Origin of the sequence: Paenibacillus sp. FSL P4-0176 (genome assembly GCF_037975265.1) — a bacterium.
GTDB classification, from domain to species: domain Bacteria; phylum Bacillota; class Bacilli; order Paenibacillales; family Paenibacillaceae; genus Paenibacillus; species Paenibacillus amylolyticus.
The window spans coordinates 2746089-2769115 of record NZ_CP150242.1; the positions used below are offsets into that span (position 1 = coordinate 2746089).

Sequence of the window (23027 nt, forward strand, 5' to 3'; positions counted from 1 at the left end):
TAGGAGCGATTATATGCATATAGAGTTACCGATACAAGAGATTATTCCTGAGTTAAGACAGTTATTTCGGGATCAAGATACAGGTGTGTTAATTGCAGAGCCAGGAGCGGGAAAAACGACGGTTGTACCGCTGGCTTTGCTGGAGGAGCCGTGGGTTGCGGGACGGAAAATCATTATGCTGGAACCCCGAAGGCTGGCCGCGCGTTCAGCGGCATCGAGACTGGCGGCTACGCTTGGAGAAAAAGCGGGTCAGACCGTAGGATATCGTGTACGCATGGATACCCGGGTGAGTCAGGCGACGCGTATTGAAGTTGTGACGGAAGGGGTATTGACCCGGATGTTGCAACAGGACCAGGGGCTTGAGGATACGGCGATGATTATATTTGATGAATTCCATGAGCGGCATCTACATGGGGATTTGGGTCTGGCTCTAGCCTTGGAATCGCGAGCGATGTTACGTCCGGATCTGAAACTGTTGGTCATGTCGGCGACCCTTGATCCTGTTCCGGTCTGTGCATTGCTAGGTGAAGGCACAAAATCAATTCATTGTCCGGGCCGTACATTTCCTGTAGAAACACGTTACTTGCCTAGACCAGCAGCCATGCCACTGGAACAATTTACGGCTCAGACGGTGACCAAGGCATTAGCCGAACAGGAGGGGGACGTGCTTGTTTTCCTTCCTGGCGCAAGAGAGATACACCGTACAGAGCGGGAGTTATCGAATGGTTCTCTTCCTGGACATGTGAAAGTTCATTCCCTGTATGGCAGTATGCCGGTGGAACAACAGGATGAGGCCATACGGCCGGCGGCTGAGGGGTCGCGCAAAGTTGTGCTGTCCACTTCCATTGCGGAATCCAGTCTTACACTCGCTGGGGTTAAGATTGTGGTGGATGCAGGGCTGAGTCGTGCATCGGCATTTTCGCCGCGCACGGGCATGAGCCGGCTTGTCACTCTGCCGGTGTCCAAGGCGTCAGCCGATCAACGGCGGGGTCGTGCAGGGCGAATTGCCCCGGGGGTGTGTTACCGGCTATGGAGCGAAGAGGTTCACGGGGGACTGCCTGAGGCAGCTCGCCCGGAGATCACCTCCGCGGATCTTGCGCCGCTGGCGCTGGAGCTTGCCGTCTGGGGTGTCCAGTCCCCAGCAGAGCTGCAATGGCTGGACACCCCGCCTGACGCCGCCTACGGCCAGGCACAGGCGCTGCTGCGCCAGCTGGGCGGCCTGGACGACGCAGGCCGCATCACGCCCTTCGGGCGGCGGATGAACACGCTTGGTGTGCATCCGCGACTGGCCAGCATGTTGCTCCGCGCAGCGGAGCTTGGGCTGGCCAGCTACGCCAGCATGCTGGCGGCACTGCTGCAGGAGCCTGCCGGCCTCCGCAGCAGTGGCAGTGCAGGCGCGGGCACGGACCTCCGCCCGCGCCTAGAAGCGCTGCTGACCGCGGACAGCAGCGGCATGCCGCAAGCGGCAGCGGCTGTCGCAGACGGCGCGGCCGTGCGGCGCATGCTCCAGGAGAGCCGCCAGCTGCGCTCGGCGCTCGGCCCGGCGGCCGATCCGGTGCGGCCGGATGAGGGCAGCTGCGGATTGCTGCTGTCCTTCGCCTATCCGGACCGGATCGGGCAACGCCGGGAGGACGGCCGCTATCTGCTGAGCAGCGGCCGCGGCGTACGGCTCGCAGCGACAGAATCGCTGAGCCGTGCAGCGTATCTGGTCGCAGCCGAGGCAGACGACCAGGGCGCAGATGCGCGCATCCTGCTGGCTGCGCCGTTGCAGGAGCAGACATTGTTGCAGGCAGGTCAGCACTTGCTGCACAATGAAGTGCAAGTGGCCTGGGATTCCAATACACGCAGCGTGCGCGCACATAAGAGACTTCGTATTGGAGCCCTTGTGATTAAAGAGAGCAGTATTGCACAGCCGCCTGAAGATCAGGTGCTGGAAGCACTGTTAAACGGGATACGGATGGAAGGGCTGGATTGTCTGCCCTGGACAAAAACGTCCAAACAACTTGCGGACAGGCTGCGGTTCCTGCATCTCCATCTACCTGAGTGGCCTGACCTGATTGAAGATGATCTGACCGAAGAGCTGGCAGAACATCTTACCCCTTATCTGACAGGCATGCGATCGGCAGCCGACCTGAAGAGATTGTCGATGCAGGATGTATTACTGGGTGGATTGAGCTGGACGCAACGACAACAACTGGACGATGAAGCTCCGACGCATATACAGGTGCCCAGTGGTTCTCGTATTCCTGTGGACTACAGTCGTCCAGAGGACCCGGCGCTGGCGGTAAGATTACAGGAGATGTTTGGACAACAGGAGACACCGCGTATAGCGGGTGGGCGAGTCCCGTTGACCATCCACTTGTTATCGCCAGCTCAGCGACCTGTACAGGTTACACGAGACTTGGCCAATTTCTGGCGAGAGACGTACTTTGACGTCAAAAAAGATCTGAAAGGTCGTTATCCGAAGCACTACTGGCCGGATAATCCACTTGAAGCGGTCGCCACAAATCGAGCCAAACCACGGGGCAAATAGATGAATTATTTCGTTTTTCAAATATCAACGATTTGGTTCCCAAAGGGCGCGTATCAGGGTTAGACTCTGCTGAACAACAGTCAGTTTTGTAGCTGATCGAATCATTCTCTGTCTTAAAGAATCACCCTTTAACCAGGACGTGTCTCCAAACTCGCTAACGTGCATCTTCTACTATCTTTTCGCTCCATGTTACGTCACTTTGCCTTTTCGTCCCATGCTGCGTCACTTTCCCTTGACGTGCCCCGGCACGCCTGCCGAAAACTTCCGGCATGGGACGAGAATTCGGCAAAATCTGCTTCTTTAGAGGTCGAAGGCACACCCCAGAGCGTATCTTCAAACCTGCCGAAGCCAAAGCGTAACTGCACGTGCCTGGGGAGCTGAACATGGAGCAGAACCATGGAGCGGAGCGCTAACGAACTTGTGACGTCTTATTCAGCGATTTGAAGCGCCCACAGTAACCTAAGGAATCTGAAACACGCTATATTTGAATAACCAGCCATTTACAACGGGTTTTTCAGGTGATTTTGGTAAATAACGTGTCTCATGTTCCTTACAAAATAAAAGGAGGACCCGAAGGCTAAATAAGACGTCCTCGGTTCCTTAGAAAATCGTCTGGGACAATTCGTCAGGATCAGCCAGTCTGGACTTCAAGATGTTTTGGACGCCCACGTCCTTCAACGTAGAACATGCCTGACAACGTATCACATACCTGAGTTTGTAGGCACACCCTGATGAGGAATAAAAAGGAATGAACTTCAGCAAGTATTTGCTATCAACACATAGTATATTCACTTGCAAACGTTTAAAAGAAACTTAGGCGGGTAATAACATAGCGAACCACTCAATAATATGAGGAGGGATTCACTATGCAGAAGAAAATCGTAGGTGTGTTTAATACAGAACGTGAAGCATCGCAGGCTATCGAGGGTTTGAAAGCACAAGGATTCACTTCAGACGAAATCTCCGTTGTTACACAGGATCGGGATGAACTGAAGGCAATTCGGGAAGAGACAGGTACCAAAGCCCCTGAAGGCGTGGCTGCGGGTGCAGCAACAGGTGGCGTCCTTGGTGGCGTAGCCGGTCTGCTCGCAGGTATCGGTGCACTAGCCATACCCGGCATAGGACCGATTCTGGCCGCAGGCCCTATCGCAGCAGCATTTACCGGTGCAGCTGTAGGTGCGGGAGCTGGCGGATTGGTGGGTGGACTTGTGGGTCTTGGTATTCCGGAAGAGGACGCTAAACAGTATGAGGAGTATGTACAGAATGGTAAAATCCTGCTGCTCGTAGATTCTACGGATCGGGACTCCGATGTGTATGATGTGTTCAGTGGCAATAGCCAGCTTAACCGAGACAGAGCCGAAGCAGCTCATCGCGGAGATGTGCCAGCCGAACGTCCGGATCTGGATATGGAAGAACGCAGATTGGAAGCCCAAAACAAGGCAGCGCGATTCGGTAACAATACATTCCTGTAATCTTGCCGCGAATTTAATCGATATGAAATAAAACCCAATGACTTATTATCTGTAAAATGGAATGACATATATGATCCACCAGATGGTCATTAGCCGGTTTCCTTAAGGGAAGCCGGCTTTTGTCCCTGTGTTGCATATGGGTGGGTGTCAATAATGTCGGATGGTGTTTTTACCGAGTCAAGCAGGGAATAACAATACATATAACAGTACAGCCAAAGCGAGTCCAATCAGCAGTAGCATCATGGTAAGAAACCGGATTAATCCGGTCGATGCCTGAAACGTCTGTTCATTGATTTGGGTACGCTTCCGATGATAGGCTGCTGCCGAATACACAATGATGGATATGCCGCCAATCAGAGAAGTGATACCCGTAATAATCGCCGCAATATGTGCAAGCCGATCATACGCCGACGAGTTGAAACCAAATCCGGCAGCAAGAAATCCGATGCCCGCCATGGCAATACCGGTGCGTACCCAGGCCAGAAAAGTTCGCTCGTTAGCCAGATGTTGCTGGACATACTTGGAATCGGTAGTGGTTACGTCTTTGTCTGTTAAAGAAATGTGAATCAACTCCGTTCAATAAATATACGGCTTCATTGTACTTTGTTTTTATCGCAAAACCAAGAAAGGATGGCTGAATGTATGCCTCGCAAAGAACGAATTACAGAAATAGAGAGCTTAAGGGGAATTGCCTTTGGAGTGGTGGTTCTCCAACATTCCATCGCACATTACTCATTAGTCCCGGAAACGAGACTGGAGGATGGGGTGTTACTGGCCATACTGCTGATGCTCTCCAAATTTGCAGTTCCTTTATTCATATTCATAACAGGTATGGTGCTGTTTTATAACACGGGAGACAAGCTGCATTACGGCAAGTTTATGAGAAAAAGAGTAAACGACGTGATCGTGCCTTACCTGATCTGGTCACTCATTTATTTTACACTTGCACCGAGGGGCTGGACCGGATTTGGATGGAATGACATCCCAGACCTAGGCCTGAAGTTGCTTACGGGCAAAACGACTTCACACTTTTGGTACATCATTATGTTGATCCAGTTTTATCTGTTATTTCCGCTCTTTTTGCGTGCCATTCGTTATGTATATAACCGATATGAGGCCAAGGGGCGCTTGATCGCATTATTGATTTCTGGTGTGGTGTATCTTGTACTTGCGGATCAATTAAGAAACATCGCCAAGTTCATGGAACAGGTGAATATCCCGGTGCTGACAGATGCTTTTACAACGTATGCAGACCGTAATTTCCTCTATTTCTTTATTTATTTTGTACTTGGTGCAGCAGCGGGGTTATCCGTCCAGCACTGGAATGAATGGATTCATCGATTGCGCTGGATATACTGGACAGTGTTTATTGTTCTGGGTCTGCGGTTTACTTATTTATTAATGCTGGAGTTTCAAAAGCCGGAGGGAATCAAAATTACGTTCTACACAGTCAGCTTGATCCGCCCTGATATGGCACTCTTTCTGATCGCTTCCATTATGGTCATGTACCAGCTGGCCGGAAAACTTCACAACCTCAGGGCTAAACGATTGCTGGGATGGATTGGTGGTGTATCGTATGGCGGTTATCTGATGCATATGTTGATGCTGCGGTATAGCTACATTCCGGATGAGTTGTTTTACGTTGCTATGGGTTGGAACCCTGTCGTCCGAATGATCATCACCTGGTTGTTGGCTCTTACATTATCCTGTGTAGTGACATGGCTTATCTCGCGTGTAAGCTGGGGCAAATGGATTGTGGGAGCCGTACCGAAATCTGTCCGCGATAAATGAATCCATCAACATATGAAAAATTCACAATAGATCACCACAGCCGCACAGAAGTGTACGGGAGTACGAGAGTATACGAACACTAGATACAGAGCACAGGTATTACAGCTTTTACAGCTTTTGCACAGACTTTCTTGTCATTAAAATTCGATCTCACGACACCCTGAGCCCTGAAATAAACAACTTTTGAATCAATTTCATAACTCACTAAAAATGAATTTCTGTAACTGGATATAGACAAATTGAACCGTTTCGATCTATATCCAGCCTTGATTGAAGCAGCTAAAGGTATTATGAAATTGATTCTTTTGAATAAAAAATAAAATTTCATTACATGAAAAATTCACAACAGAAAACCTTTTTCCGTGCTTCCCCCAGGTTAACGCGTATTCACACGATTTCTTGCTCGCCCTCCTTGAAGATAGATAAAAGGCAGACCAAGCGGAGAAAGATGGCAGAACCCGAACATAAGTTTTATAATACTAGATATATAGGTTCTGACAGGAGGGGAATGAACGTGGCTTTTATGATTGCACAGCGGGCATTTATCAAGCTGTATCTGATTACGATGGTTGAACAGCACAGAGGGTATGGTTACGAGATGCTGGAGGCGATGAAGCAGGAATTCAAAGACTACGGTTATGTACCACCCCAGAGCGAGGTATATCGGGCACTGCATGAATTGGTACAGCAAGGTGTTTTTTATCGCACAAAGAAGCTGAAGGGTAATGATCCAAAGGTCGATTTTCAGGAAATCGTTTTATATCATTTCACGGATGATGGTGCGGAAAAAGCTGAGTTATACAAGAAACAGGTCAAAACGGATCTGGATCGTTGTCTCGGCATGTTACACAAGGCAGAAGAGGACAATTACGGTACGAAAGGAAGATGAGCATGAACAGACAGTTACAGTGGGGTGTACTAGGTACGTCAACCATTGCCAAAAATGCAGTCATTCCAGCGATCCAGCAGTCCGAACGTGGTGAGGTGTTGGCAATTGCCAGCCGTAGCAAGGAAAAAGCGGAAACCCTTGCCGAAGAACTCGGCATTGCCAGATCGTATGGCAGTTATGAAGAGCTCATCGCTGATCCGGACATTGAAGCCGTCTATATTCCTTTGCCTAACCATATGCACAAAGAATGGACCATCAAAGCGGCACAGGCTGGCAAACACGTGTTGTGTGAGAAACCAGCTGCCCTGAATGCAGATGAATCGGCAGAAATGATCGAGGTATGTCATCAGCATGGTGTTCTTTTTGCAGAAGCGATTATGTATCGATATCATCCCAAGCACAGACGTGTGCAAGAGATTATAGCTAGTGGAGAGATTGGCATCGTCAGAGCCATCCATGGTAATTTTACCTGTAATACCGCTGATGACAAGGAGAATGTAAGGTTCAAAAGAGAGATGGGCGGCGGATCATTATTCGATCTTGGCGTGTATCCGATCTCGGCAGCCCGGATGTATCTGGGACAGGAACCGGAAGCGGTGACAGTTCACGCTCTATTCTCGGACGAGCATGATGGCGTGGATATGATGGCGTCGGGACTGGTAGAGTTTCCGAATTCAGTAGCTTTAACTTTTGACTGTGGCATGTGGGCTTCAGGTCGAGCGGAGATGGAGATTCTCGGGACGGAAGGGCGGATTGAACTGCCAAAAGTATTTGGCTGGGAGAACAGCGATATTCCACCTCAGATTATTGTGCACACCGATTCGGTCAGCCGTGAGGAACGTGTATCCGTGTCGAATTCCTATGTGCTTCAGGTGGAGACGTTTGCAACGGCTGTGCTTGAAGGAGAGGCCTTACCTTTCAGTCCGGAAAATACCATTCAAAACATGCGCGTTATTGATGCATGCCTGGAATCGGCTCGAACTCGTCAACGTGTGCAATTGATCGGTTAGATTAGGTCAGGTCAGTTTAAACATACTAGAAAAGTAGACTCCATCTTCAGGGATGAGAGTCTTTTTTTCTGTCTTAAAATGTTACCATTATAATATTTTACAAATTCAACGTCTTTATTTGATATTTCTACCAAAATGATGTGATATAAATAGTCATGAGATGACTTGTTTACTATAATCTAGCAGAACATACAACTAGACCATTACAGCTTGCAGAACGCATATCGTGACAACGTTCATCTACTTTGAGGGATCGGGAGGCCGGATTGATGAAAAAATTGATATCCACCGCATTACTGGCATTGTTGTTAACGTTTGTTTTCCTCACAGGTTCACAGTTCACTCCAGTCGCACAGCAGAAGGCATCTGCTGCAACATGTACCATCATCAATACGTTTACAGGTGTAACAAATTATTTGAGTGCAAATGGAACGTTGCCATGTAACTTTATTACCAAATCACAGGCAACAGGACTTGGCTGGGTAGCGTCAAAAGGAAACTTGGCTGTAGTTGCTCCTGGGAAAAGCATCGGTGGGGATACATTTGGCAATCGGGAGGGGCTTCTGCCTTCGGCCAGCGGACGTACATGGCGCGAAGCGGATATTAACTATACTTCCGGCTTCCGTAATTCGGATCGAATTGTGTACTCCAATGATGGACTCATCTACAAAACGACAGATCACTATGCATCATTTACACGTTTGAAGTAGAGGAAGGAGCAGCCATGAATACCGTGATTCTGGATGGAGAAGGCTTTACGAGTAGCGCTGAACTTCATCAACAATTAAGGGTTAAGCTTAAACTGCCGGATTTTTATGGCGGTAATCTCGACGCTCTGTGGGATTGCCTGACGGGTACAATTGAACTTCCACTTGAGCTAAAATGGACCAACTACCAAATCAGCGAAGAACGACTGGGGAATGAAGCAGGCCGGGTACGTGATTTGATGTTGGAGGTACAGGCTGAACAGGCTGGATTTCAATTGCTTGTTGAGAAGTAGGTAGCAAATAAAGACAGTTCAAATACAATACGTCCAGCCGAGCAGACCACATGTGGTCTGTTTTTTTGTGTTATAGGAGGTTGTTCAAAAAGGTTGTCCCAAAAGTCCCTGTGTTGATTACGAATTCTCTGAAAGAATAGCGGATTTTTTCTTTACTTACTTGTCGTTAAAATTATTTTCACGGAGGTATTGATTTCTGCGTAACTTACGTTAAAATAAAATTAACATGAAAAATATTTTAACGTTGAGGAGTGAAAAGGGATGAGCGATAACACAGGAGTTGGCAATCAAGGTATGGGTGAGTTAATACGAATCAGACCGTACATGCAATTTATGCTTAGTAAAGTTGTATCCAGATTTGGTGATTCGATTGACTCGATTGCCTACAGTTGGATGGTGTACATTCTAACCGGTTCGAAAGTGCTGATGGGTACGTTACTGGCGGTGAATTTTTTGCCCAATATCCTTCTGGGTCTGTTCGCCGGGGCTTTGGTTGATCGCATGTCTCCCAAAAAAGTGATTGTGATTACGAATACGGGTCGCGGGTTGTTGGTGGGTATTACAGCTTTGCTGTTTGGATTGGGCCAACTTGAAGTCTGGCATCTGTTTGTCATTACAATTCTGAATTCTTTGCTGGAATGCTTCACTAGTCCTGCAGAAGTGTCCAGTGTCCCCCGATTGCTTCCCCAATCGATGCTGCTTTCGGGTAATGCGATGTCCTCTTCCGCAACCAGAGTGGCCGAACTCGCAGGACTTGCAGTGGCGGGTGCCCTTATTGCTACAATAGGCATTGCCTGGACGATCCTGATTGATGCGGGGTTGTTTGCGCTAAGTGCTTTAATTATGAGCCGAGTAGGCTACCCTGAAGTCTCAACATCTGCTAACAATGAAGATAAAACATTAACTGAAATGAATTCTCTTTCATCCGACAAAAGTAGTATATTCTCCGAAATGGCGGAAGCTTTTCATTTTCTCCGTAAACATGCCTTATTGTTAATTGTCTCCATCCTGTTTGCCTTCGTTAATTTCTGCCTGATGCCGTTTAATGTTCTCCGTACACCCTATGTCATTGAAACGCTGCATGCTGGCGCTGGGGGATTAAGTCTGCTTAGTGGGCTGCTGGTGGGAGGTATGTTGCTCAGTGGTGTATGGTTGACACAAAGGGGAGCAAATTATCGTAAAAGTGTGCTGGTCATCAGCGGTATTGTCATGTTGGGTCTCAGTTATGCGATGACGGCACTACCCGCTTACATGACTTCCTTCCAACTGCCGGTTGCAGCGGCCTTTTGTCTACTGATGGGTATGGGGATTCCGCTGGCTACAACACCGCTGGCCACCTATCTTATGGAAGTTACCCCTTCGGAGATGCTGGGTAGAGTGTATGCCCTTCAGACTATGCTCGTCTTGAGTGTTGCACCCCTTGGAAGTCTGGCTTCGGGAGCACTTGCAGATTGGATGACCATGCCTGTTCTGTTTATCGTCTTTGGTATTATGCTTGCCATGTCAGCAGGTATGCTGTTATTTAGCAAAAGTTTTCGAAGTGCTCTGTGAAGATATTCAGATGTGATCATTAGCCAATTTTCTGTATCAAGTCATTTCTCGCTCGTTTTGACCGAAGTCCTGACGCAACGTTATAATAGAGATATCGATGGACAACAGGTACCCCGGAAATGAGGATACAGGGATGGCGCACAAGGTTCTTTCAACAATTGAAGAAATTAAAATCTACTCCGATCCGTATCGGATACAGATCATGAATATGTTTAACAAGCAGGGCAGACCATCCACTGTCAAAGAGATCGCCGACCAGATGGGTGAGGTGCCAGCCAAAGTTCACTATCATGTAAAAAAGCTGGAGAAAATTGGTCTGTTGACCATCGTTTCCACGCGTGAGATTAATGGGATTATCGCCAAATATTATGAACCATTCACCGGAGAGATCCATCTCCGTCACGAAGATGAAGACAAGGAAAACTCTCCATTGAAACAGGTGTTTCGGTCCGAGACGCTCAAATTATTAAATGAAATGTTCGAACAGAGTCGTCAGCGATTCATGCATCAGGCGGAAAACGAAGATCGGATGTTTCTCTCGGACATCACGCTGTATGCAACCCGTGAGGAAGTAGAGCAGCTGTATAAAAACATCATAAAACTCTGTGAACCCTATACTACAAAAGAGAATCGACAAGGGGAACATGAGGTCTTTCAGTTATTCTCTGCTCTCTCTAAACCTATAGTGAAAATACCTGCTTCTAAGACAGATGCAAAAGAGAAAAAGAAAGCTACGTCCAGTAAGGGTAAAGCAACTCCGAAAACGTCTCGATCTGTGTCTAAGCGGCAGGAATCTGCATCATCTGGTAGTGAGTCGGAAGAATAAATGGATGGAATACATGGGTTTAGCGTTATCGCAGGAAGCAAGTAACGGCAAATGTGAGAGACTGCTATGGAGAAAACTAGAAAAAGCCGCCCAATGGCGGCTTTTTAATGCGTGATAAGGAAGGCTAATGGTGGAGCGGTCTATGGAATCAATCAATTTTGACGCTTAACGTTTCGGTTCATAACAAAGTTACATGTTCTCATCGTAGCCCTTCACATCACGTTTAGCTGCGGTTGCGGGGGAGTTGGATGTACCATATTCTTCGACCGCTTCCCAGGCATCTGCGTTGTCGAACTTGCCGGCCCGCTGCTGTCTTCCTTCTCCAGCACCACTCGGAGGCATGGTCATTACCTCTTCTTCAACGGGCCGATCGTTGCTGATCTCCCGATTAGGCGTGTCGTCAATACAGTAAGCGGTATAAGGGATAGCCTCAAGTCGTTCGAAGGGAATATCTTCTCCGCACGTTACACAGGTTCCATATGTACCTTGCTCCATACGTTCCAATGCGTCGTTCACTTGATTGAATTCGTCTGTTAATGTATCGTCGATCGCCAGATCACGGCTGCGTTCAAATGTTTCCGTACCGGCATCTGCCGGATGATTATCGTAGGAGGACAGCTCACCGGTTGAATCTTTCAGCGACTCGACTGGAGCACCGTCTTCCATGCTGGATTCAAAATGACGCTGCAAGTTTTCACGTTGCTCCAAAAGGGCGTTTTTCAGTATTTGATGTTGATCTTTAGTTAATGTACTCATAAGGACATGCTCCTTTCCCGTTGTGGGGTGTAGTGAGTCTTTACCCGAATTGGATGAAAAGCAATCATTTTCGTGAGGAATAGGGCTGTATCGTTTTATATCTGACGGATTATGTGTTATAAAAAATAGAGAGAGAAATTGCCGTGTGTTCTTCCCAGGAAATAGAACTACGGCTTGGCTTATAATGGAGGTTGTCAATATGGATGAACATATGAAACGAAGATTGGATAAACAAAGACAATTGTTCAAACAATTGGGTGTGCAGCTAGATGCGTTATCGATACATGAAAAACAATTTAATTATAAACTTCGTGGTTATGATCCGGATGAGGTAGATGCTTATCTTGACCTGGTCATCAAAGATTACGAACGTTTCTATGCCAATATTGCAGATCTGATGGACAAATGGCAAGAACAGCAGTTAACGATCCGCGATCTCAAGTCATCCGCGAAACCGGTGGAAGATCCAACCAAGATTGATCGCAAACAACTGGATGATATTGTGAAACAACTGGAATACAGTGTGCGACAGCTCAAGATCAGAGCACGTCCCGAAAAGGATCTGTTCTCTGAATAACGTCAGCATGTCCTGGATTATATTAAATAAAGGTGGTTAATCATGAGTACTCATTTTTCGGTCAGTGTGCATTGTTTGTTGTTATTGTCACTCAGCGCGCCTGAACGAATCACGTCTGCACATATTGCAGGTAGCGTGAATACCAACCCTGTCGTCGTTAGACGTATTCTGGGCGGGCTGAAAAAGGCAGGATTGGTGAACTCCTCTCCTGGAACAAGAGGTTTCTACTTAGCGAAGCCATCAAGTGAAATCACATTAGCCATGATCTATCAGGCTGCCAAGGACGAAGGTCCATTGTTCCCGATTCATGGCAATTGTAACCCGGATTGTGAGGTAGGCTTGCATATAGACGGCTTGCTGACCAATCTGTATCAGGTTGCCGAGGCGAAGGTGGAGCAGTTCTTTGCATCCATTACACTTGAAGATATGGAACGTTCCTGTACTCAGATGCAAGCTGTTCCATCACAGACAGAGTAGATTGCAATAAAGACTTAAAGTGTATGTTCAAAAAGGGTGGTTTTCAGTACCGAGAAGATGGGATGAAGTTAGAAATGGAGTAGCGGAGCGTAGGAAACTACGTGAGCAACTACAATGTTTCCTAAGGAAACAACCTTCGTAAGCATATGCTTATTTCGGCTGAATTCCATATTCGATGTTGCGATGCCGTTAGGCATCCTTCGTAATCAAAAGCGGACTTTTTGAACGACCTCTTAAAGGAAAGGTGGGTTGTTATATGAAAATTGTAGTCATCTCTGACACGCATTGTTCACGTAAATCACGGAAGTTACCGACTAGGCTCCTGGATGTATTGCCGAGTGCAGATCTCATTCTTCATGCCGGTGACTGGTCGGATTGGAGTGTATACCCATTGCTTAGTGAGTATGCACCAGTTGAAGGTGTAGCGGGTAATACGGACCCGTCCGAAATCGCTGAAAAACTGGGATATTCTCGTATTGTTGAAGTGGAAGGGCTTCGTCTGGGGCTTGTGCACGGTCATCTGGGATCAAAGGGTACGGAGCAGAATGCAATTCATACGTTTGCAGGCCAGCATGTGGATGCTGTGATCTACGGACACTCACATATCCCGGTGATGCATACCGTGGACAACACACTGGTATTTAATCCGGGGTCGCCTACGGATCGACGTTTTCAGAAACAATACTCATTTGGCATCATGACAATAGATCAGGGGAAAATACAGGCTGAACATGTGTTCTTTGATCGGGATTAGAGAGATAAGCGCTGGTTGCAAGTTGGACGAGTACAAGAACCAGAACCAGCTACTGAAGTGGCGACTTGATAACTGATAGGGAACCTTCTCCTTAAATTTCATCTTATATATATGATTATTGTACAAGGCATCTTTGAGCAGAATTCAAATCTGTTCCAGAGATGTCTTTTTTGATTTCTGATCACATCATTCTCTTGAGAAGTTATCTCTGAATGGGGAATGTGCTCTGTTCGTTATCTGTCATTCATCTGTTGGTGTTTTCCCCTATGGTGACGTTCAGTGGAGTGATACAATGCCTTTACGACATGAAATGAATACGTTTACATAAGGAGATGGATCATGATGAAACTGTCTGTATTCACGGTGGCTACCCCTGATCTGAATGCAGAAGAACTGGCATCGGCTGCGGCAGCAGCGGGAATTGATGGAATTGAGTGGAGATTCCGTGGAATTCCTGAAGATGCTATGTCTGAAGAGCCTTCTTACTGGAGAAATAATCGATGCTCCGTAGATCCGAGCCGCTGGGAGGAACAGGTTCCTGCTTTTCGTAAAGCAGCGATAGGGCAAGGAAGGAAATCCATCGCACTTGTACCGTATCTGAATTGTGGAGATCTGCCTGCCACCGAGCAGGCGTTTCAGGCTGCGGTTGGGTTAGGAGCTTCAATGATGCGTGTGGGTGTTCCTGGATATGATCGCAAGACCAGTTATCCTGAGTTGTATCGTAAAGCCGTTGATTACCTGAGTGAAGTACAGGATTTGGCCAAACAGTACAACATCAAGGCGATTGTAGAGACGCATCATCAGACGATTGCACCGACCGCATCACTGGCCTATCGGCTTGTGCAATCGCTCGACCCGCAGCATGTGGGTGTATTGTACGATCCAGGCAACATGGTGCATGAAGGATATGAGAATCATCGAATGGGACTTGAGTTGCTGGGCCCTTATCTGGCTCATGTACATGTAAAAAATGCCGGGTGGTTTGAAGCAGAAGGGAAAGATTCGCAAAAGGCTAATGTGACTGAGAAGAGCAACGGAGTGGCTCTGAATACAGCCTGGAAATGTCACTGGACGCCGCTGACTGAAGGCATGGTCGATTGGGTACAGATGGTGCGGGATCTTCGTGCCGTCGGGTATGACGGATACTACGGAATTGAGGACTTTAGTGGTGCCTTGGAATCCAAGGCGATGTTACAGCATTTTGCAGACGTTTTTGCCGAAATTGAGCGTCGTGTGGACGAGGAGGAGCAGTCATGAGTATCGTACGAGTAGCGGTGATTGGTATAGGAAACATGGGAGCAGCACATGCCAGAACGTTGGTGGCTGGAGAAGTACCCGGTGCAGAGCTGGTCGCCGTATGTGATGTAAGAAGAGAGATGGAGAGCTGGGTATCCAGTCACCTTCCGGCAACGGTCACCTATTGGCAGGATGCAGAGCAGATGATGGCTTCGGGTACGATTGATGCAGTCATTATTGCAACGCCGCATTATGACCATCCGGAACAAGCCATTCAGGCGTTCCAGCATGGCTTGCATGTCATGATCGAGAAGCCGGCCGGTGTGTATACAAAACAGGTACGCAAGATGAATGAAGCGGCCGCAGCCAGTGGCAAAGTCTTTTCCATGATGTACAACCAGCGAACCAATCCACTCTACATTAAGCTGAGAGACTTGATTGCTTCGGGCGAACTGGGTGAAGTACGGCGTACCAACTGGATTATTACGAACTGGTATCGATCCCAAAGTTACTATGATTCCGGCGGCTGGCGGGCAACATGGGCAGGTGAAGGGGGCGGTGTACTGATTAACCAGGACCCCCATCAACTGGATCTGTGGCAGTGGACCATCGGCATGATGCCGGTGCGAATGCGTGCTTTCTGTTCGTTTGGCAAGTATCGGAATATTGAAGTGGAAGATGATGTAACAGCTTATGTGGTGTATGAAAATGGAGCAACAGGTGTCTTTGTAACGACTACTGGTGAAGCACCGGGTACGAACCGATTTGAGGTCAACGGAGACCGAGGTAAAATCGTGATCGAAGATGGAAAGCTTACCTTCTGGCGACTTCGGGAATCTGAGCCTGAATTCAATCAGCGGTTTACCGGAGGTTTTGGACAGCCAGAATGCTGGAAATGCGAGATTCCGATTACAGGTGTGGAAACGGGTCACCCGGGTCTGATTCGTAACTGGGTTGATGCGATTCGTACAGGCGTACCACTTATTGCTCCCGGTGAGGATGGTATACACGGATTGACGTTATCGAACGCTATGTTGCTGTCCACCTGGACGGATAACTGGGTGGATCTGCCGATCGATGAGGATCTGTTCTATGAGCATCTGCAGGAACGCATTGCTGGCTCAACGACGAAGAAAGACAAGGCATTCAGTGGCAGTCAACCTGCTGATTTGAGTCAAACGTTTAAATGAAGATGTCATATAAGAAGAGTTCATTGTAATCAACATTTTATAAAAAGGATGGGATGACATGGCTAAAGACGGGATGTTCTATGCACCAAAAAGTGTTACAAAAGAGGTCGTATGTGGTCCGGGTGAGTTCACGATTGCTGCTGTTGCGCTGGATCATGGACACATCTACGGCATGGTTGGGGCATTGTTGGAGGCTGGAGCTACTCTCAAGTGGGTGTATGATCCGGACTCGGCGAAGGTAGAGGCATTTCGGAAGCAGTTCCCACAGGCTCAAGTTGCTGGATCTGAAGCGGAAGTGTTTGCCGATGATGAGGTGTTATTGGTGGCAAGTGCAGCGATCCCTTCAGATCGTGCGCCGCTTGGCATGAGGGTTCTGGCCGCGGGCAAGGATTATTTTACAGACAAAGCCCCATTTACCACGCTGGAGCAATTAAAACTTGCACGAGAAGAAGTGAAGCGAACAGGCAAGAAGTATATGGTGTATTACAGTGAACGACTGCATGTAGAAAGTGCGATCTATGCGGGGCAGCTCATTGAACAAGGGGCAATCGGCAAAGTAGTGCAAGTTATGGGTACAGGCCCGCATCGCCTGAATGCTGGAGGAAGACCCGACTGGTTCTTCAAGCACGAGCAGTATGGCGGTATTCTCTGTGATATCGGGAGTCACCAGATCGAACAATTCCTGACGTTTGCATCATGTACGGACGCTGAGGTAGGGTTCAGTCGTGTGCATAACTTCAATCACCCACAGTTCCCGGAACTGGAAGACTTCGGCGAAGCTTCTCTGATTGGTGATAATGGAGCCTCCGGTTACTTCCGAGTGGACTGGTTCACACCGGATGGTCTGGGCACATGGGGCGATGGGCGTACAGTTATTCTGGGAACGGACGGTTATATCGAGCTGCGGAAGTATATCGATGTTGCAAGAGAGCCGGAAGGTGATCAAGTCTATCTGGTTAACCATGAGGGCGAGTTTAGGTACAGTGTGAAGGGCAAAGTCGGTTATCCGTTCTTCGGTCAGCTGATTCGCGATTGTCTGGATCGCACCGAGACAGCCATGACACAGGAACATGCATTCAAAGCGGCAGAACTCTGTCTGATTGCACAGCATAAAGCGATGAGCGAACGCGTGGTGTGGAGTAGCGGAGCGAAGTAAATGTTTTAGGTGAAGGGGAGCAAAGGCGGAGCATTAAAGATTATCCTTAATTCTTCTATTGTTTAGCGAAGAAAGAGCAGCCCAAATGTAAAACTGCATCCAACAGGTTAGTCTTTTCTAACAAATGGAGCAGTTCGCACTGGGGCTGCTTTTTTGAGTACGTTCGTGACTTCGCAGATGGATTAATATGGGTTATATTATATGTAGTTCGGATATTCGTTAAAAAGAGAAATGTATACGAAGTTCGTAGATATGATGTTAGTTGAAAGATAAGTAAAATCCATTCTTAAGAGAGAGGTTATTTATATGGGAGTGGCTTATACAATAAATTGCAAACAGTGCTCTTACAATCAAAATGTTTCTTTAGGAATTGGTTTTAACTACTTAGATTTGAAAAGTATTTTGGAATGGTATCAACAAGAAGAAGGGCGGCAACAAATCTTAAAATATATGAATGAAGAAGATACAAGTTTTGAATGTTATGACGGGCTTTATGTTTGTCAACAATGTGGATACTTATTAAATCGTACATTTCTGCATATAACATCAAAAGATTATTCTTATACAAATAACTTTGAGTGTCCATGTTGTCATATGCAAATGCCTAAAAAGCCTTTGCTAGATGAAATAGAAGAGAATTTTCTAAAGTGTCCTGACTGTAAGGACGAAGAATTAGAAATACAAGCATATTTGGACTGGGATTAAATACTTTTGTGTCAATCATAAAAGAGCCTATTGAACATTTGGAGAGCAACTCAACGAAGACTTATCCATCATCTAACATCATATTCACGCTGCGGGCATACGCCCTTGATCCGGCATTCACCGGATACCCGACATACGTCGGGTCGTGAATACAGTGAACGTTATAGGAAATAGGCCGGAAAACAATAATATATGAGGGTGAATCTATGAAAAACTGGATGAAGATCGATTCTTCTCTTAACTATCAATTATGGGAGAGAGTATGTAAAAACTTTAATTTCAAACCCAGTATTTATAAGGAAGAATGGCCAAGTTTTACTCCGCCTAGTCCCTTTATTGTTTATAATATTGCTCATCTATATGGACCAAATTTCGAGAAATTATATAGTGATTTAGAGACATGTATAACAAAGGCTATGATTAAGTGCTCTGATGAAGATGAATATTTGTATGTACTCGATTGGCAACATGAATCATATTTGTTTAACCCACGGCTTGATAGCCCCAGGAATGAGCTGAATGAATGGCCTATCCCTTTATACCCCAATGGGGACTACTACTTTTTTATTAAGAAGGATTTTTCATGGGGGTATTTAGGTCACCCATGGGAGAAATCAATTTGTATTTTTGGAGAAGAACTATTAAAAGCTACAGAAACAAATAAGCCAAAACTATTTAATCAGGAATTAAGAAGAAGTATTTGAAGGAGTATTCGAAGAAGCGGCCTACTACATATAACATAATATTCACGCTGTGGCTCCTTATGGAGCCTTGGTCTGCGAGGTGGATTTCGAAGAGGCATTTCAGCAGACAACCCCTTCGGGGTTCATGAATACAGGAACGTTATAGGAAATCAGCAAACACACAAAGAGAACTTGTTTTATTTAACATATTTTTTGAGGAGAAGTGATTGAGTGAATAAAGACATTCTACTTGAATGGGACAGTAAGCATAGTGCGATGAAACGCACGAAAGAAAATTACTGGAAAACCTATAGGAAGTGGCGTGACGAGAACAAAAGCGATTATCATGATACTTTTATAGGAAAGTTATATGATGAATTTATAAGTCTTGAAGAGCGTGCCATATACCTAAAATATAGTTTTAATACAACAGAAGCCGTGGTATTTTGCTCGATTAATATCTTTTACATAGAAGAGCAAATAGGCACTTATGATATAGAGTTCTTTTTGAACGGTGAGATCGCTGATGATTACCTGGATTTTGGAGACGTATTACTTAAAGATCGGATGATTAAAGTAAAGCATAATTTGAAGACTGCAAGAAGCGCTTTAAAACTGGGATTTGAAGTATCAGACATTTTGAAAATCACAGAAATCCCACTCAAATATATAGAAATATTAAAAGAAAAATATAGTTGATATAAAGGGAATGGTATAAGAGAAATAAGTGATTCGAAGAAGCAGATGACATCCTATAACATTATATTCACACTGCGGACATTCGTCCTTGGCCCGGCATTCGCCGAACACCCGACATACGTCGGGTCGTGAATACAGGAACGTTATACGCAACCCCTTAAGAATGTTAAACCATGCAACCAATTAATAACAAATAATAAATATAGGTGAAAGAATACATTTACAACGTAGCAGTTGAAAACCAGGATGAACGGAATATTAGAAGGTGTACCATATAACAATAAATTTCCACATCGATAGTTATGCTCCTTGGTCATCAAGAGGAATACCAGAGAAGCGGATTCATAATAAAGTGCAAACTAAAGAATATTTCTATTTGCGAAAGAGAGGATCAAATGAATTATCATTTTGGTTTTTCATGGAAGGGTCTGATCATCTTTTTATTGCCAATGATACCAAATATATTTTATTTTTTAACTCCTGCGTCAGATATATCAGGAAAAAATGCAAATAGCCATTTGATTTTAGATGTTTTGGAGCACGGAAGTCAGGCGATATTTTTCTTTCTTCTGATATTTGTTGTAAGAAAACAAGCATCTGAAATGCGATGTCCGTATATAATTGGTATGGCAATAATGTTGATTTTTTATTATGGGCTATGGATATTGTATTTTACAGGCAACGCAAACTCGATTATTTTTTTGGGGATGGCCGTTCTCCCGGTAGTATATTTTATATTAGCTGAGATTTGGCTTCAAAATTATCTGGCTATTATACCAACAGTACTTTTTGGTATTGTGCATGTCATTAATACATATTTGTCTATTGCGAATTAAAGGGAGGACAACAATCCTCTTAAATTTTGATTGTGCGTTCAGCATGTATTCTATATCAAGGATTAAGTCCCGAATGGTGAGGTTAGAAGTAAGCCACAGCTTAAGGCAGGGGTGTCCAACGTGAGCAGGAATCTGAATGAAGCCATCGGCAAATCTCCGGTCCGAGGAACACGAGCCTCTTATAAGGCTAGCGTTCATTGGATGAAGTTACTACACAAACCAAAGTTGATACTGCTGAAGGCTTACGAGAGTAAATGAGGGGATCTTTCCTATGCGGAAACGGATTTGATAGGAGCAAAAGATAGAACCAAAAGATAAAACACGTAAAGACATATTAAATACATGAAACACACAAGTGTCTATGAGGATGTGGAATCGAAGAAGAAGAGGTAGCGTATAACAATGCATTTTGCTTCGTCGCTGACGCTCCTCGGTCTGCCCAAAGAGGAATGACAGGAAATTGGAATCAGGCGACACATCCAGCCGGCTAAGAGGCAGAGCCACCCGGACCTCCGATCCTTAAGCCGTTTGGACGTCAGAAATGCGCAACGTTATCTGACATAAACTATTACATTTTAGGAGCAAATAATGAATATCACTTTTTCGAAATGGGTGCAATATTATCGAAGAAATAATCAGAATCTCAAATATATTCATTGGGATGACAACTATAAATTAACAACTAATGAAAGAGAAATAATCATTAAGTCAATTCAACAGTTTCAATTAGGAGAAAACTCTGAAGGTAAACATTTAATTAAACGTGCACAAGAATATGTACATCAGACACAAGAACAGGATTACTATGAAGCGCTTATAGAATTCATTAAAGAAGAACAGAGGCACGCTAGAGATCTAGGCAGATTTATGAAGGTACAGGGAATCCCACTCCTTCGTAGACATTGGGTGGACAATGTATTTAGAAGATTACGTCGACATGCGAGTCTAGAACAATCAGTCATTGTTCTATTAACTGCTGAGATTATTGCTAAGTTGTACTATAAAGCCTTGCAAAAATCTACAAAGTCAGAAGTTTTAATCGATTTATGTAATCAGATTTTAAGTGATGAGGAGAAACATGTTCAGTTTCAATCCGAAACACTTCATAAATTTGCTCAAAATAGAAACGTTCTCTTTAACAGAATAGTTTATATCCTTCGTAGAATCCTTTTTGAAGGAACGCTAATTATAGTGTGGTATCAACATAAGCCAGTATTTAAAGCTGGGGGATATAAACTCAAAAGTTATTACTATGAATGCCGTCATGAGTTTAACTTAACAAAGAAGATGATAGCTAATTCACAGTAGAGGTTTACGTCAGATAACATCATATCCAAGCTTTGGGGCCTGACGCTCCCAGGGTCAGCCCAGAGGGAATTGGCAGGAAAGTGGAATCAGGCGGGCGGACACATCCGCACCGACTAACCGCATCGCGTTCGCCCCTAACGTGACTTAAGTCGGTGGGGTGTCGTGGATACAGTAACGTTATAGTAAATCAGCGTAAAAATACAAAATAAATTATTCAAACTCTGAATAGGAGTGAAATCATGCTGGAAGCGGTTATTTTCGATATGGATGGTACACTATTTCAAACAAACAAAATCTTAGAGTTATCGTTAGAAGAAACGTTTTCTGTCTTGAGGTCTCGTAATGAATGGTCGAGTGAAACTCCAACTCAAAAATATCGTGAAATTATGGGAGTTCCTCTACCAGTAGTTTGGGAAACGTTATTGCCGAACCATTCAAATGAAATCAGACGAATTGTAGACGAAATCTTCTTGGAGAAGTTAATTGTAAATATTAATTATGGCAAAGGTGCGCTTTATCCGTATGTCAAAGAAGTTTTTGATTTTTTAAAACAGGAAGGTTGCTTAATTTTTATTGCAAGTAATGGACTAATTGAGTACCTCAATGCTATCGTTAACTGTTACAAGTTAAATAATTGGGTGACAGAAACCTTTAGCATCCAACAAATAGAGACTCAGAATAAGGATGACTTAGTCAGATCTATCCTTATGAAATATCACATCAACAATGCTGCTGTAGTTGGCGACAGGATCTCTGATATCAATGCAGCAAAAAACAATGGATTGAAGGCTTTTGGTTGTCGATTTGACTTTGCCCAAGAATGGGAGCTTAAACAAGCAGATTATATTATTGATGATTTACTTGAATTGAAAAAATATATTTAACATCATGGGAAGTGGAATATTTGTGTAAGTATTTTCGAAGAAGACGCTGACATCCTATAACATCATCATATTCAAGTAGCGGCTCCTCACGGAGCCTTGGTCTGCAAGGATTTCGGAGAGGAATTTAAGCAGACACCCCCTTCGGGGTTCATGAATACAGGAACGTTATGTACCTAAGAGCTTTAAAACATAATGACACTTTTTGGAGGTTAATTGATGGGAGCATGGGGAACTGGAATTTTCGAGAACGATGATGTATTAGATTGGAAGGCAGATTTACTTGATTCTGATGACATCGATTTAATTGAAGAGACGATTGAAGAAGTATTAGAAGAAGATTATATTGAGTCAGATTTAGCTTCCAATGCTTTAGGCGCAATTGAGATCCTTGTAGCATTACAAGGTAATCCTGGGAAAGAAATTTTGAATAATCAAAGTAATACAGAGGATCTATATGACTGGATCAATAGACATAAAGGTAAAGGAAAAAAACTCATTTCAAAAGCTAAACGAGCAGTTAAGAAAATTAAGAAAGATTCAGAACTAAAAGAGCTATGGGAAGAATCAGAAGAATACCCAATATGGTTAAATACAATAAATGACTTAGAAAATCGATTGTAAAGAAATTGATAGTTTTTCGAGAAGAGGAAACTTCACTTAACAAAATATTCAAGCTGTGGCTCCGTTGGAGCCT

General features: G+C 45.1%; 24 protein-coding genes. 22 read left to right on the top strand and 2 right to left on the bottom strand.

Annotated features, from left to right (window positions below):
* Window positions 1-13 precede the first annotated feature (13 nt).
* Window positions 14-2533, top strand: coding sequence for an ATP-dependent helicase HrpB (gene hrpB, locus MKY95_RS12710; protein ID WP_339199007.1), 2520 nt, complete (start codon window positions 14-16; stop codon window positions 2531-2533).
* An 866-nt stretch (window positions 2534-3399) separates the two neighbouring features.
* Window positions 3400-4005, top strand: a complete 606-nt coding sequence (locus MKY95_RS12715) for a general stress protein (protein WP_017689064.1) — start codon at window positions 3400-3402, stop codon at window positions 4003-4005.
* Window positions 4006-4182: 177 nt separating this feature from the next.
* Here MKY95_RS12715 and MKY95_RS12720 read toward each other — a convergent pair whose 3' ends face one another.
* Window positions 4183-4575, bottom strand: a complete 393-nt coding sequence (locus tag MKY95_RS12720; protein ID WP_339199011.1) for a DUF202 domain-containing protein — start codon at window positions 4573-4575, stop codon at window positions 4183-4185.
* 72 nt (window positions 4576-4647) lie between these two features.
* On the opposite strand from MKY95_RS12720, the gene MKY95_RS12725 reads away from it, so the two are divergent.
* The 7 genes from MKY95_RS12725 (at window position 4648) to MKY95_RS12755 (ending at window position 11072) form a co-directional block, all read left to right on the top strand.
* Complete coding sequence (locus MKY95_RS12725; RefSeq protein WP_339199014.1) at window positions 4648-5796, top strand: acyltransferase; 1149 nt, start codon at window positions 4648-4650, stop codon at window positions 5794-5796.
* 514 nt (window positions 5797-6310) lie between these two features.
* Window positions 6311-6685, top strand: coding sequence for a helix-turn-helix transcriptional regulator (locus MKY95_RS12730; RefSeq protein ID WP_036609188.1), 375 nt, complete (start codon window positions 6311-6313; stop codon window positions 6683-6685).
* Between the two features lie 2 nt (window positions 6686-6687).
* Entirely contained in the window at window positions 6688-7695 is a 1008-nt protein-coding gene (locus MKY95_RS12735; RefSeq protein WP_076249771.1) for a Gfo/Idh/MocA family oxidoreductase, read from the top strand.
* A 269-nt stretch (window positions 7696-7964) separates the two neighbouring features.
* The gene (locus MKY95_RS12740) at window positions 7965-8405 is read left to right on the top strand and encodes a ribonuclease (RefSeq protein ID WP_339199017.1); all 441 of its coding nucleotides are present in this window, start codon (window positions 7965-7967) and stop codon (window positions 8403-8405) included.
* Between the two features lie 14 nt (window positions 8406-8419).
* Window positions 8420-8695 carry a barstar family protein gene (locus tag MKY95_RS12745; protein ID WP_339199020.1) on the top strand — a complete coding sequence of 92 codons (276 nt, stop codon included), beginning with the start codon at window positions 8420-8422 and terminating at the stop codon, window positions 8693-8695.
* A 261-nt stretch (window positions 8696-8956) separates the two neighbouring features.
* Window positions 8957-10246 carry an MFS transporter gene (locus MKY95_RS12750; protein WP_339199022.1) on the top strand — a complete coding sequence of 430 codons (1290 nt, stop codon included), beginning with the start codon at window positions 8957-8959 and terminating at the stop codon, window positions 10244-10246.
* A gap of 133 nt (window positions 10247-10379) precedes the next feature.
* On the top strand, window positions 10380-11072 hold the full coding sequence (locus tag MKY95_RS12755; protein WP_076326798.1) for a helix-turn-helix domain-containing protein: 693 nt from the start codon (window positions 10380-10382) through the stop codon (window positions 11070-11072).
* Window positions 11073-11261: 189 nt separating this feature from the next.
* Here the strand turns inward: MKY95_RS12755 and MKY95_RS12760 are convergent, their stop codons facing one another.
* Window positions 11262-11828, bottom strand: a complete 567-nt coding sequence (locus tag MKY95_RS12760) for a TraR/DksA C4-type zinc finger protein (protein ID WP_036609176.1) — start codon at window positions 11826-11828, stop codon at window positions 11262-11264.
* 199 nt (window positions 11829-12027) lie between these two features.
* Between MKY95_RS12760 and MKY95_RS12765 the strand changes: the two genes are divergently transcribed.
* From MKY95_RS12765 to MKY95_RS12825, 13 genes are all read left to right on the top strand, one after another.
* Entirely contained in the window at window positions 12028-12405 is a 378-nt protein-coding gene (locus MKY95_RS12765) for a DivIVA domain-containing protein (protein ID WP_017689054.1), read from the top strand.
* 42 nt (window positions 12406-12447) lie between these two features.
* Window positions 12448-12882 (top strand): Rrf2 family transcriptional regulator, encoded by a 435-nt coding sequence (locus MKY95_RS12770; protein ID WP_076208829.1) that lies wholly within the window; start codon window positions 12448-12450, stop codon window positions 12880-12882.
* A gap of 256 nt (window positions 12883-13138) precedes the next feature.
* On the top strand, window positions 13139-13636 hold the full coding sequence (locus MKY95_RS12775) for a metallophosphoesterase (RefSeq protein ID WP_221825166.1): 498 nt from the start codon (window positions 13139-13141) through the stop codon (window positions 13634-13636).
* Window positions 13637-13978: 342 nt separating this feature from the next.
* On the top strand, window positions 13979-14893 hold the full coding sequence (locus tag MKY95_RS12780; RefSeq protein ID WP_339199956.1) for a sugar phosphate isomerase/epimerase family protein: 915 nt from the start codon (window positions 13979-13981) through the stop codon (window positions 14891-14893).
* Window positions 14890-16062 carry a Gfo/Idh/MocA family oxidoreductase gene (locus MKY95_RS12785; RefSeq protein WP_339199027.1) on the top strand — a complete coding sequence of 391 codons (1173 nt, stop codon included), beginning with the start codon at window positions 14890-14892 and terminating at the stop codon, window positions 16060-16062. Before MKY95_RS12780 ends, MKY95_RS12785 begins: the two co-directional genes overlap by 4 nt.
* A gap of 58 nt (window positions 16063-16120) precedes the next feature.
* Window positions 16121-17218: a Gfo/Idh/MocA family oxidoreductase gene (locus MKY95_RS12790; RefSeq protein ID WP_339199029.1), complete on the top strand. Its 1098-nt coding sequence runs from the start codon at window positions 16121-16123 to the stop codon at window positions 17216-17218.
* A gap of 306 nt (window positions 17219-17524) precedes the next feature.
* Complete coding sequence (locus tag MKY95_RS12795) at window positions 17525-17923, top strand: hypothetical protein (RefSeq protein WP_076318560.1); 399 nt, start codon at window positions 17525-17527, stop codon at window positions 17921-17923.
* Between the two features lie 206 nt (window positions 17924-18129).
* Window positions 18130-18627: a DUF2716 domain-containing protein gene (locus MKY95_RS12800; protein ID WP_076318561.1), complete on the top strand. Its 498-nt coding sequence runs from the start codon at window positions 18130-18132 to the stop codon at window positions 18625-18627.
* A gap of 210 nt (window positions 18628-18837) precedes the next feature.
* On the top strand, window positions 18838-19305 hold the full coding sequence (locus MKY95_RS12805; protein ID WP_076318562.1) for a hypothetical protein: 468 nt from the start codon (window positions 18838-18840) through the stop codon (window positions 19303-19305).
* Window positions 19306-19700: 395 nt separating this feature from the next.
* The gene (locus MKY95_RS12810) at window positions 19701-20141 is read left to right on the top strand and encodes a hypothetical protein (protein ID WP_076318728.1); all 441 of its coding nucleotides are present in this window, start codon (window positions 19701-19703) and stop codon (window positions 20139-20141) included.
* Between the two features lie 588 nt (window positions 20142-20729).
* Window positions 20730-21449, top strand: a complete 720-nt coding sequence (locus MKY95_RS12815) for a ferritin-like domain-containing protein (RefSeq protein ID WP_076318563.1) — start codon at window positions 20730-20732, stop codon at window positions 21447-21449.
* A 239-nt stretch (window positions 21450-21688) separates the two neighbouring features.
* The gene (locus tag MKY95_RS12820) at window positions 21689-22333 is read left to right on the top strand and encodes an HAD hydrolase-like protein (RefSeq protein WP_076318564.1); all 645 of its coding nucleotides are present in this window, start codon (window positions 21689-21691) and stop codon (window positions 22331-22333) included.
* 216 nt (window positions 22334-22549) lie between these two features.
* The gene (locus MKY95_RS12825; protein WP_076318565.1) at window positions 22550-22954 is read left to right on the top strand and encodes a DUF4259 domain-containing protein; all 405 of its coding nucleotides are present in this window, start codon (window positions 22550-22552) and stop codon (window positions 22952-22954) included.
* Window positions 22955-23027: the final 73 nt, after the last annotated feature.